This window comes from Mitsuaria sp. GD03876, from assembly GCF_029840635.1.
Lineage (GTDB): Bacteria > Pseudomonadota > Gammaproteobacteria > Burkholderiales > Burkholderiaceae_C > Roseateles.
Window position 1 is genome coordinate 122,869 of sequence record NZ_JAOCCU010000016.1, and the last position, 10,785, is coordinate 133,653.

10 protein-coding genes are annotated in these 10,785 nt (G+C 71.5%); 6 read left to right on the forward strand and 4 right to left on the reverse strand.

Annotation, left to right across the window (positions count from 1 at the left end):
* Positions 1–84: 84 nt before the first annotated feature.
* The 6 genes from rfbB to N5D62_RS12565 all read left to right on the forward strand — a co-directional run bounded on the left by rfbB (position 85) and on the right by N5D62_RS12565 (position 6,237).
* Positions 85–1,143, forward strand: coding sequence for a dTDP-glucose 4,6-dehydratase (gene rfbB / locus N5D62_RS12540; RefSeq protein ID WP_279758148.1), 1,059 nt, complete (start codon positions 85–87; stop codon positions 1,141–1,143).
* Between the two features lie 21 nt (positions 1,144–1,164).
* Positions 1,165–2,046 (forward strand): dTDP-4-dehydrorhamnose reductase, encoded by an 882-nt coding sequence (gene rfbD, locus N5D62_RS12545; RefSeq protein WP_279758149.1) that lies wholly within the window; start codon positions 1,165–1,167, stop codon positions 2,044–2,046.
* Positions 2,047–2,059: 13 nt separating this feature from the next.
* Entirely contained in the window at positions 2,060–2,950 is an 891-nt protein-coding gene (gene rfbA / locus N5D62_RS12550; protein ID WP_279758150.1) for a glucose-1-phosphate thymidylyltransferase RfbA, read from the forward strand.
* Complete coding sequence (gene rfbC / locus N5D62_RS12555) at positions 2,950–3,501, forward strand: dTDP-4-dehydrorhamnose 3,5-epimerase (protein ID WP_279758151.1); 552 nt, start codon at positions 2,950–2,952, stop codon at positions 3,499–3,501. Before rfbA ends, rfbC begins: the two co-directional genes overlap by 1 nt.
* Before the next feature lie 39 nt (positions 3,502–3,540).
* Positions 3,541–4,704, forward strand: a complete 1,164-nt coding sequence (wecB, locus tag N5D62_RS12560; protein WP_279758152.1) for a UDP-N-acetylglucosamine 2-epimerase (non-hydrolyzing) — start codon at positions 3,541–3,543, stop codon at positions 4,702–4,704.
* A 264-nt stretch (positions 4,705–4,968) separates the two neighbouring features.
* The gene (locus N5D62_RS12565; protein ID WP_279758153.1) at positions 4,969–6,237 is read left to right on the forward strand and encodes an acyltransferase family protein; all 1,269 of its coding nucleotides are present in this window, start codon (positions 4,969–4,971) and stop codon (positions 6,235–6,237) included.
* A gap of 19 nt (positions 6,238–6,256) precedes the next feature.
* Here the strand turns inward: N5D62_RS12565 and kdsA are convergent, their stop codons facing one another.
* The 4 genes from kdsA to N5D62_RS12585 all read right to left on the reverse strand — a co-directional run bounded on the left by kdsA (position 6,257) and on the right by N5D62_RS12585 (position 10,757).
* Entirely contained in the window at positions 6,257–7,096 is an 840-nt protein-coding gene (kdsA, locus tag N5D62_RS12570) for a 3-deoxy-8-phosphooctulonate synthase (protein WP_279758154.1), read from the reverse strand.
* Between the two features lie 56 nt (positions 7,097–7,152).
* A complete protein-coding gene (locus N5D62_RS12575; protein ID WP_279758155.1) occupies positions 7,153–8,373 on the reverse strand; it encodes an acyltransferase in 1,221 nt (406 codons plus the stop codon).
* A 146-nt stretch (positions 8,374–8,519) separates the two neighbouring features.
* Positions 8,520–9,287 carry a glycosyltransferase gene (locus N5D62_RS12580; protein ID WP_279758156.1) on the reverse strand — a complete coding sequence of 256 codons (768 nt, stop codon included), beginning with the start codon at positions 9,285–9,287 and terminating at the stop codon, positions 8,520–8,522.
* A gap of 132 nt (positions 9,288–9,419) precedes the next feature.
* Positions 9,420–10,757: a UDP-glucose/GDP-mannose dehydrogenase family protein gene (locus N5D62_RS12585; protein ID WP_279758157.1), complete on the reverse strand. Its 1,338-nt coding sequence runs from the start codon at positions 10,755–10,757 to the stop codon at positions 9,420–9,422.
* Between the last annotated feature and the right edge of the window lie 28 nt (positions 10,758–10,785).

A 10,785-nucleotide genomic window follows, 5' to 3' on the forward strand; every position in this document is an offset into this window, starting at 1 on the left:
GGCGCCGTCGGCGTTTCAGGCCCGCCCGCGGCGGGCGTCCACGGACGCCGAGCCCGGCGACCACCGACATTTCAGGGAAGTTCCATGACGATCCTCGTCACCGGCGGCGCCGGATTCATCGGCAGCAATTTCGTGCTCGACTGGTTCAAGTCCTCGGACGAGCCCGTCGTCAACCTCGACGCCCTCACCTACGCGGGCAACCTCGAGAACCTGGCCTCGCTGAAGGACGACCCGCGCCACGTCTTCGTCCAGGGCGACATCTGCGACCGCGCGCTCGTCGACCAGCTGCTGGCCGCGCACCGCCCGCGCGCGATCGTGCATTTCGCCGCCGAGTCGCACGTCGACCGCTCGATCCACGGCCCCGGCGCGTTCATGCGCACCAACGTCGAGGGCACCTTCACGCTGCTGGAGGCCGCGCGCGCCTACTGGAGCGCGCTGGCGGACGACGCCAAGGCGGCCTTCCGCTTCCACCACGTCTCCACCGACGAGGTCTACGGCTCGCTCAAGGCCGAGGACCCGCCCTTCGCCGAGACCAACGCCTACGAGCCCAACAGCCCGTACTCGGCCTCCAAGGCCGCCAGCGACCACCTGGTCCGCGCCTGGCACCACACCTACGGGCTGCCGGTCGTCACGACCAACTGCTCCAACAACTACGGCCCGTATCACTTCCCCGAGAAGCTGATCCCGCTGATGATCGTCAACGCCCTGGCCGGCAAGCCGCTGCCGGTGTACGGCGACGGCCAGCAGATCCGCGACTGGCTCTACGTCACCGACCACTGCTCGGGCATCCGCGCGGTGCTGGCCGGCGGCGCGCTGGGCGAGACCTACAACATCGGCGGCTGGAACGAGAAGGCCAACATCGACATCGTGAAGACGGTGTGCGCGCTGCTCGACGAGCTGCGCCCCGACCCGGCCGGCCCGTACGCGCGGCTGATCACCTACGTCAAGGACCGCCCCGGCCACGACCGCCGCTACGCGATCGACGCGCGCAAGATCGAGCGCGAGCTGGGCTGGCGCCCGGCCGAGACCTTCGAGACCGGCATCCGCAAGACGGTGCAGTGGTACCTGGCCAACGAGGCCTGGGTGGCCAACGTGCAGTCCGGCGCCTACCGCGACTGGGTCTCCAAGCAGTACAGCGCCTGAGCGCCGCGACCGGAGTCCGCAATGAAAGTCTTGCTGCTCGGAAAGAACGGCCAACTCGGCTGGGAGCTGCAGCGCGCGCTGGCGCCGCTGGGCGAGCTGGTCGCGCTGGACCGCCATGAAGGCGGCGACCTGGGCGACAGCGACGCGCTGCGCGCCACGGTGCGCCGCGTCGCGCCCGACGTGATCGTCAATGCCGCGGCCTACACCGCCGTCGACAAGGCCGAGAGCGAACCCGACGCCGCGCGCCAGATCAACGCGCTGGCCACCGGCGTGCTGGCCGAGGAGGCCAAGGCGCTGGGCGCGCTGCTGGTGCATTACTCGACCGACTACGTCTTCGACGGCGCCGGCGGCGACTGGCGCTTCGAGGACGCGCCGACCGGCCCGCTCAGCGTCTACGGCAAGACCAAGCTCGAAGGCGAGCAGCTGATCGCCGCGGCCGGCGCCGACGCGCTGGTGCTGCGCACCAGCTGGGTCTACGCGGCGCGCGGCGGCAACTTCGCCAAGACGATGCTGCGCCTGGCGGCGGAACGCGACCAGCTCAAGGTGGTGGCCGACCAGGTCGGCGCGCCGACCGGCGCGGACCTGCTGGCCGACGTCACCGCGCACATGATCCGCGCCACGCTGGCGAACCGCGCGCTGTGCGGCATCTACCACGCGGTGGCCAGCGGCGAGACCAGCTGGCATGCCTACGCGAAGCACGTGCTGGCCCGCGCGCGCGACAAGGGCGTGGCGCTCAAGGTCCAGCCCGAGCAGGTCGAGGCGCTGGCCAGCAGCGCCTACCCGACGCCGGCGCCGCGGCCGCTGAACTCCCGCCTGGACAACCACAAGCTGCAGGACCGCTTCGGCCTGGTGCTGCCGCACTGGCAGGCCGGCGTGGACCGCCTGCTCGACGAAATCCTCTGATCGGAGATCCGCGATGAGCAACGACACCCGCAAGGGCATCATCCTGGCCGGCGGCTCGGGCACCCGGCTGCATCCGGCGACGCTGGCGATCAGCAAGCAACTGCTGCCGGTCTACGACAAGCCGATGGTCTATTACCCGCTCAGCACGCTGATGCTGGCGGGCATGCGCGACATCCTGCTGATCAGCACGCCGCAGGACCTGCCGCGCTTCGAGGCGCTGTTGGGCGACGGCGCGCGCTGGGGCATCAACCTCCAGTACTGCGTGCAGCCCAGCCCGGACGGCCTGGCGCAGGCCTTCATCCTGGGCAGGGACTTCATCGGCGGCGCCCCCAGCGCGCTGGTGCTGGGCGACAACATCTTCTACGGCCACGACTTCGCCGGCCTGCTCGACAGCGCCGACGCGCAGACCGACGGCGCCACCGTCTTCGCGTACCACGTGCACGATCCCGAGCGCTACGGCGTGGTCGAGTTCGACGGCGGCCAGCGCGCCATCAGCATCGAGGAAAAGCCCAAGGTGCCCAAGAGCAACTACGCCGTCACCGGGCTGTACTTCTACGACCGCCAGGTCTGCGACATCGCCGCCGACATCCAGCCCAGCCCGCGCGGCGAGCTCGAGATCACCGACGTCAACGCGCGCTACCTCGCGCAACAGCAGCTCAGCGTCGAGATCATGGGCCGCGGCTACGCCTGGCTGGACACCGGCACCCATGACAGTCTGCTGGAGGCCGGCCAGTTCATCGCCACGCTGGAGAAGCGCCAGGGCCTGAAGGTCGCCTGCCCCGAGGAGATCGCCTTCCGCAAGGGCTGGATCAGCGCCGAGCAGCTCGACAAGCTCGCGCAGCCGATGCTCAAGAACGGATATGGCCAGTACCTGAAGCAGGTGCTCAACGAGAAGGTGTTTTGATGAACGTGATCCCGACCGCGCTGCCCGAGGTGCTGATCGTCGAACCGAAGGTGTTCGGCGACGCGCGCGGCTTCTTCATGGAAAGCTGGACCGAGCCGAAGTTCAACGCCGCCTGCGGCTACGACGTGAAGTTCGTGCAGGACAACCACTCGCGCTCGAGCCAGGGCGTGCTGCGCGGGCTGCATTTCCAGCTGGCGCCGCATGCGCAGGGCAAGCTGGTGCGCTGCACGGCCGGCGCGGTGTTCGACGTGGCCGTCGACATGCGCAAGTCCAGCCCCAACTTCGGCAAGTGGGTCGGCGTGGAGCTCACCGGCGAGAACCATCGCCAGCTGTGGATCCCGCCCGGCTTCGCGCACGGTTTCCTGGTGCTGAGCGAGACCGCCGACTTCCTCTACAAGACCACCAACCTCTACGCTCCGCAGGCCGAGGGCGCGCTGCGCTGGGACGACCCGACGGTCGGCATCGACTGGCCCAAGCTCGGCGTCGAGTACAAGCTCGCCGAGAAGGACGCCCAGGCGCCGCTGCTGGCAGACGCGAAGACCTTCGCCTAAAAGGCGGACAGCGTGACCGAGCGGGCTGTCCAGGAGGTCATGCTGCACCTCATCGCGGGGGCGAGGCCCAACTTCATGAAGCTCGCGCCGCTGGTGCGGGCGCTGCGCGCCGACGGCCGGCTCGCCTGGAAGCTGATCCACACCGGCCAGCACCATGACGCCGCGATGAGCGGCGTGTTCTTCGACGAGCTCGGCCTGCCGCCGCCCGACGTTTCGCTGGACTGCCACGGCGGCGGCCACGCGCAGTTGACCGCGCGGATCATGCAGGCCTACGAGCCGCACGTGATCGCGGACCGGCCGGCGGCCTGCGTGGTCGTCGGCGACGTCGACTCGACGCTGGCCTGCGCGCTGACGGCCCGCAAGCTCGGCGTGCCGGTCGCGCATGTCGAGGCCGGCCTGCGCAGCGGCGACATGACGATGCCCGAGGAGATCAACCGCCGCGCCACCGACGCGATCGCGGACTGGCTCTTCACCACCGAACCGAGCGCCGCCACGAACCTGCGGCGCGAAGGCCATCCGGACGCCCGCATCGCCGAGGTCGGCCATGTGATGGTCGACAACCTGCTGTTCCAGCTGGCGCGGCTCGACGCGGGCGACGACGACGCCCGCGCGGCCCAGGCCGCCACGCAGGCCGCGCTGGCGGCCGCCGGCGCCGGCGATGCGGCGTCGGGCCGTTTCGGCGTCGTGACGCTGCACCGCCCCGCCAATGTCGACGAGCCGGCCGCCCTGGCCGCGTTGATCGCCGCGCTGGGCACGCTGTCGGCCCGGCTGCCGCTGCTGTTCCCGGTCCACCCGCGCACCCGCGCCCGGCTGGACGCGCTGGGCCTCGCGCCGGCGCCCGGGCTGCATTTGCTGCCGCCCCTGCCCTACCGCCCCTTCCTGAGCCTGTGGCGCCGCGCGGCGCTGGTGCTGACCGACAGCGGCGGCCTCCAGGAGGAGACGACCGCGCTCGGCATCCCCTGCCTGACGGTGCGCGACAACACCGAACGGCCGGTGACCGTCGACCTCGGCACCAACCAGATCGCCGGCACCGACCCGGCCCGCGTGCTGGCGCTGGCGCTGCAGCGGCTGGACGCGTTGGACGCGTTGGACGCCGAGGACGCCGCCACCGGGCGGACCGCGCCGGTGCGCCGCCCGCCGCTGTGGGACGGCCAGGCGGCGACCCGCATCGTGAACCGGCTGGCGGACGACCTCCTCGGCTGACCAGGCGGCGCGGACCGGCCCATCGGCGCCGGCAGGACCTCCGGCGCCGGGTCCGTCCTTCGGCCGCCCCCGTCTCCATCCCCTTCGGCCTCCCCGGCTCACGGACCGCCGCATCGCCCGCCGTTCCACCATCCCCGGAACGCGGGGGCCGATCCCACCCTGCGTTTACAAGTCACGAACACTTCAATCGGTGCGATAAACGTACAGTTACCCCTCCCAGACGCCCGCCAGAGGCGTCCGCCCGCCCATGCGGAGGAGGTCAGCATGAACGTTCCCATCCCACCGCCCGCGCAGGCGGCCGGCCCCGGCGTCGCCGGCGCGCCGGGCATGGCCCCGGACCTGGACCGGGTGCGCGCCACGCTGATGGTGCTGGGCATCGCCCTGCATGCCGCGGACGTCTTCATCACCGCCGGCGACTGGCTGGTCGCCGATCCCCACCGCAGCGTCGTCTTCGACGCGCTGGTCGCGCTGATCCACAGCTTCCGCGTGCCGGGGTTCTTCCTGCTCTCCGGCCTGTTCTTCGCCGGCAGCCTCGGCCGCCACGGCGCGCCGGAGCTGCTGATGCGCCAGCTGCTGCGCCTGGGCTTGCCGCTGCTGACCTGCTGGGCGCTGCTCAACGGCGCGCAGCAGGCGCTGCTGGCCTGGCATCGCGGCGGCGACCCGTGGGAGGCCGTGTTCTCGACGCCGGCGCCGATCTACCACCTCTGGTTCCTGCGCGACCTGCTGATCCTGGACCTGCTGGTGCTGGCGTGGATCGCCATCGCGGGCCGCGGAGCGCGCGCCTCGGGCGCGTCAGGCGCGTCAGGGGCGCCCGGCCGGCTCACCCGGGTGTCGGCCCGGGCCTGGGCCTGGGCCTGGCTCAGCACCCGGCTGGGCAGCCACGGCCCGTCCCACTGGCTGACCGTCGCCCTGTGCGGCGCGCTGCTGAGCCACGCGCTGCTGATCGCGATCCGCCTCACCGGCTGGGCTTACGTGAAGGGGCTCGGCGGCCTGACGCTCTACAACCTGGCGTTCTACGCGCCGCTGTTCCTGGCCGGCATGGCGATGGCGCATCGCCCGGCCTGGCTGGACGCCTGGCTGCGCACGCCGGCCTGGCTGCTGCCGATGGCCGCCTTCGCGGCGAGCTGGGGCGACGGCGCGTCCGACACGCTGACCGGCGCCCTGGCCCGGGAGGCGGCGCTGGCGGTGCAACTGCTGGGGATCTGGATCGCCACCGGCGCGGCCGTCGGCGGGCTGGGCCGGCTGCGGCGCGGCGGTCCGCGCAGCGTGATGGGCCGCGCGCTGTCGGACGCCAGCTACACGATCTTCCTGGTCCACCACCTGCTGGTGGTGGCCCTGGCGCTGGCGCTGCTGCCTCGCGACTGGCCGGCCTCGGTGAAGTTCTGCCTGATCGTGGTGGGCACGCTGGCCCTGAGCCTGGCCTTCCACCGCTGGGTGGTCCGGCCCTTCGCCGCGATGCGGCTGCTGTTCAACGGCCGGGGGCCCGCGCCGAGCGCCAGTCACGACACCGCGGCGGCACCTGGCCGCGCCTGAGCGCGCCTGAGCGCGCCGCTCAGTGCGTGTCCAGCGCCGGGAAGCCCTTGACCAGGTCGTCGACCGCCTTGACCTGCTGCAGGAAAGGCTTGAGCTGCGACAGCCGCAGCGCGCTGGGGCCGTCGCACAGCGCCTTCTCCGGATCGGGGTGCGCTTCCAGGAACAGCCCTGCCAGGCCCACCGCCATGCCGGCGCGGGCCAGCTCGGTGACCTGGCCGCGGCGGCCGCCGGACGCGGCGGCGCCGGACTCGCGCTGCTGCAGCGCATGGGTCACGTCGAAGATCACCGGCTTGCCGCCGCTGACCTGCTTCATGACGCCGAAGCCCAGCATGTCCACGACCAGGTTGTCGTAGCCGAACTGCGCGCCGCGGTCGCACAGCATCACGTTCGGATTCCCGCCCTCGGCGAACTTCTCGACGATGTTCTTCATCTGCGGCGGGCTGACGAACTGCGGCTTCTTGATGTTGATGACGCGGCCCGTCCTGGCCAGCGCGATCACCAGGTCGGTCTGTCGCGCCAGGAAGGCCGGCAGCTGCAGCACGTCGCAGACGGCGGCGACCTCGGCCGCCTGGTGCGGCTCGTGCACGTCGGTCAGCACCGGCACGCCGTGGGCCTTCTTGACCGCCTCGAAGATCTTCAGCCCGGCATCCAGCCCCGGGCCGCGGTAGCTCTTGATCGACGAGCGGTTGGCCTTGTCGAACGAGGCCTTGAAGACGTAGGGGATGCCCAGTTCCTTGGTCACGCGCACGTACTCGCCGCAGACGTCGACGGCGAACTGCTCCGACTCCAGGACGTTGACCCCGCCGAACAGCACGAACGGCTTCGCGTTGTCGACCTCGATGTGGTTGATCTTGACCATGTGAATGCTTCCGAAGGAAGGCGCGAGTATCCCACCGCGGGTCCGCCGGACCGGCCTCAGGCGGGCGCGGCCGCCCCGTCGCGCCGGGTGCCGAGCCGGCCCACGACGCGCTTGCCGAGCCGGATGCCGGGCGCCTCGACCAGGCGGTGGATCAGCGCGCAGCCGGCCAGCGCCGGCGGCAGCGTCAGCGCCACGCACACCAGGAAGCGCCCCGCCCCCTTGAGCGCGAGGTAGTCCGGCCGCTGCGCCAGCCAGCCCGCCACCGGGATCATCACCAGCAAGTGCACCAGGTACAGGCCATAGGCGTACTCGCCGGCCAGGAACCCGGCGCGCGAGGCCAGCGCCGCGCGCACCGGCTCGAGCACGCGCGCGCCGAAGCGGCGCCCGGCCGCCCCGACCAGCAGCCCCAGGCCCAGCGTCATCGCGACGAAACCGGCGCCATGCAGCCCGCGCTGGCGCGCCCATTCGATCGCGGCGACGGCCGCCACCACCGCCCAGGCGCCGAGCGCGCCGCGCGACGGCCCGGCCCGGCGCGCGTAGGCGAAGGCCACGCCGATCAGGAACACGGGCAGCTTCAGCGGCAGGAAGGCCGGCATCTCGAAGCGCGCGCCGTACCCGCGCAACGCCCAGCCGGCCGCGAAGGCCGCGGCGACGACCGCCGCCAGCCGCGCCGGCGAGAGCCGCGCGCCGATGGCCAGCATCAGGAACGGGAACAGCGCGTAGAACTGCATCTCCAGGCCGATCGACCAGTCCGGCAGCGGCGTGCGGAACGCGTAGTCCGGCAGCAGGCCGAAGACGAAGCTGACGTGCGCGGCCACGTTGGCCAGCGAGCCGTCGAGGTAACGCGCCGGCGCGGTGGCGGTGTCGGGGAAGTGGCGGGCGATCAGCTCGCGGTGCTCGCCGAGCCAGGGGCCGAGGGCGAGCGCCACGGCCAGCAGCAGGTAATACGCGGGCGCGATGCGGAACCAGCGTCGCAGCCAGAACGCGCGCCAGGTGGACGCGGCCTCCCAGGGCTCGCGCGCGCGGCGGTCCAGGAAGTGATGCGCCATCAGGAAGCCGGAGATCATCATGAAGAGATCAACGGCCATGTCGCCCCAGGACAGCACCGGCAGGAAACGCAGGCCCGACAGGATCTGCGCGTGCGACAGGAACACCCACAGCGCCGCGAGCCCGCGCAGGCCGTCCAGGCAGCCGACGTGGCCGTCGTCGCCGGCCACGTGCAGGTGGCGGCTCTGGCCGAAGGGGAGCGCGGCCGGGCCGCCCATGGGTGTCGTCATCCGCCGGATCTCCGCAAAGCCGTCGAGCTTAGGAGCGGGCGCGGCCGGCGGGGGTTACGCGACGCCTTCGTCGGTAACGCTTTGCGAGCGCGTCGCCGGAGCGCGGGACTTGAAGGACGCGGGGAACGCGAGGGACCGGGGACCGATCAGGTCCCGAGCGACAGCATGCGGCGCAGCTTGCCCTTGGCGCGGCTGAGCAGCGAGCGCGGCACCGGCGCGGGGCGGCCGGGCAGGCTGCCGTCGGCGTTGCGGTCGAGCACGACGGGGCGCTTGTCGCCGAACCAGCCCATGACCTCGTCGCGCGAGACGTTCATGCCCTTGGCGTTCTTGAAGCCGCTGCCGCTCTTGCCGCCGAAGTGGTGCAGGTAGCGCTCGTGCTCGGCGAAGCCGCGCACCGGGAAGCCGGCGTTGAGCACCAGCGCCTGCATCTTGGTCACCGCCCACCACCACTGGTGGCCCTCGTCGAGCGGGAAGCGGCGGTACAGGTCGGCGTCGATCAGCAGGCAGTAGCCGTCGACGCGGTCGGGGTCCGGCGCGACGCCGTACGAGGTGATGCCGCGCTGGTGCGTGTCCAGCAGCCGGCGCAGCCAGGTCGGGTCGTGGGCCTCGATGTCGCTGTTGAGCAGCAGGAAATGGGTCGCGGCCGGATCGGCCATCTCGGAGGCGAGGTTGTTGCCCTCGGCGAACAGCGAGTTGCGGTCGAGCAGCCGCAGCCGGTCGATCAGCCCTTGCTCGTGCAGCCGCGTGACCAGCGCCTTGGTCTCGGGCTGCGAGTCGTTGTCCAGCACGATCAGCTCGTAGCGCACGCCCTGCGTGCGCTCGCGCACGCTGCGCACCGAGATCTCGACGTACTCCGGCGCGTTGTAGGTCAGCATCAGGATGCTGACGAATTCCTGGCTCGGCTCAAGGCTCATCGGGGACTCCTGTCGGTGGAGGAAGCGCCGGAGCGACTTCCGGACGCCCCCGCAGCGATAGCAAGCGGCGCGCCCGGTGCCGGCCGCGCGGGCCCCCAAGCCTAGGGGGCGCGCGTCACCGGAAGATGACGCTCAGCGCACCGCGGTGGTGCCCCGGCCGATCGCGTGGTGCTCGATGCCCAGCGCCTTCATCAGCGAGGGCTCGTACAGGTTGCGGCCGTCGAAGACCACCGGCTGGTTCAGCTCGTCCTTGATGCGGTCGAAGTCCGGCGTGCGGAACTCCTTCCACTCGGTGATGACGATCAGCGCGTCGGAGTCGGCCAGCGCGTGTTCGGCGCGCTCGCAGAAGCTCACGCCCGGGATCTGGCTCAGCAGCTTGGCCGCCTCGCTCATCGCCACCGGGTCGTAGGCCGCGATCGCCGCGCCGCGCTTGCACAGCTCGTCGACCACCACCAGCGACGGCGCCTCGCGCATGTCGTCGGTGTTGGGCTTGAAGGCCAGGCCCCACAGCGCGAAGCGCTTGCCGCTCAGGTCCTCGCCGAAGCGCTGCACCACCTTCTCCACCAGCACGCGCTTCTGATGCTCGTTGGCGTCCTCGACGGCGTTGAGCACCTTCAGGTCCTGGCCGTACTCGCGGCCGGTGCGCACCAGCGCCTTGACGTCCTTGGGGAAGCAGGAGCCGCCGTAGCCGGCGCCCGCGTACAGGAACTGGTAGCCGATGCGCGGGTCCGAGCCGATGCCGCGGCGCACCAGCTCGATGTCGGCGCCGACCTTCTCGGCCAGCAGCGCCAGCTCGTTCATGAAGCTGATGCGGGTGGCCAGCATCGCGTTGGCGGCGTACTTGGTGAACTCGGCGCTGCGCACGTCCATCACCATCAGCCGGTCGTGGCTGCGGGTGAACGGCGCGTACAGCGCGCGCATCATCAGCGTGGCCTGCTCGTCGTCGGAGCCCACGACGATGCGGTCGGGCTTCATGAAGTCGTCGATCGCCGCGCCTTCCTTCAGGAACTCGGGATTCGAGACCACCGCGAACTGCGCGTCGGAGCCGCGCGCCCGCAGCGCCGCGGCGATCTCGGCGCGGACCTTGTCGGCGGTGCCCACCGGCACGGTGCTCTTGTCGACGACGACCTTGTAGTCGGTCATGCGCTCGCCGATCGAGCGCGCGGCCGCCAGCACGTACTGCAGGTCGGCCGAGCCGTCCTCGCCCGGGGGCGTGCCCACCGCGATGAACAGCACGGTGCCGTGGTTGACCGCGGCGTCCACGTCGGTGGTGAACTGCAGCCGGCCCGCGGCCGCGTTGCGCGCCACCAGCGCGTCCAGGCCCGGCTCGTGGATCGGGATGCCGCCGTCGTTGAGCACCTGGATCTTCTCGGCGTTCACGTCCAGGCAGACCACGTGATTGCCCATCTCGGCCAGGCACGCGCCCGTCACCAGGCCCACGTAACCGGTGCCGATCGTCGTCACTTTCATGGATGCACTCCCAACTCTGGAACTCTGA

Coding starts and splice junctions, on each gene's coding strand:
- rfbB (WP_279758148.1), top strand. CDS start 85: ATGACGATCCTCGTCACCGGCGGCGCCGGATTCATCGGCAGCAATTTC.
- rfbD (WP_279758149.1), top strand. CDS start 1,165: ATGAAAGTCTTGCTGCTCGGAAAGAACGGCCAACTCGGCTGGGAGCTG.
- rfbA (WP_279758150.1), top strand. CDS start 2,060: ATGAGCAACGACACCCGCAAGGGCATCATCCTGGCCGGCGGCTCGGGC.
- rfbC (WP_279758151.1), top strand. CDS start 2,950: ATGAACGTGATCCCGACCGCGCTGCCCGAGGTGCTGATCGTCGAACCG.
- wecB (WP_279758152.1), top strand. CDS start 3,541: ATGCTGCACCTCATCGCGGGGGCGAGGCCCAACTTCATGAAGCTCGCG.
- N5D62_RS12565 (WP_279758153.1), top strand. CDS start 4,969: ATGAACGTTCCCATCCCACCGCCCGCGCAGGCGGCCGGCCCCGGCGTC.
- kdsA (WP_279758154.1), bottom strand. CDS start 7,096: ATGGTCAAGATCAACCACATCGAGGTCGACAACGCGAAGCCGTTCGTG.
- N5D62_RS12575 (WP_279758155.1), bottom strand. CDS start 8,373: ATGACGACACCCATGGGCGGCCCGGCCGCGCTCCCCTTCGGCCAGAGC.
- N5D62_RS12580 (WP_279758156.1), bottom strand. CDS start 9,287: ATGAGCCTTGAGCCGAGCCAGGAATTCGTCAGCATCCTGATGCTGACC.
- N5D62_RS12585 (WP_279758157.1), bottom strand. CDS start 10,757: ATGAAAGTGACGACGATCGGCACCGGTTACGTGGGCCTGGTGACGGGC.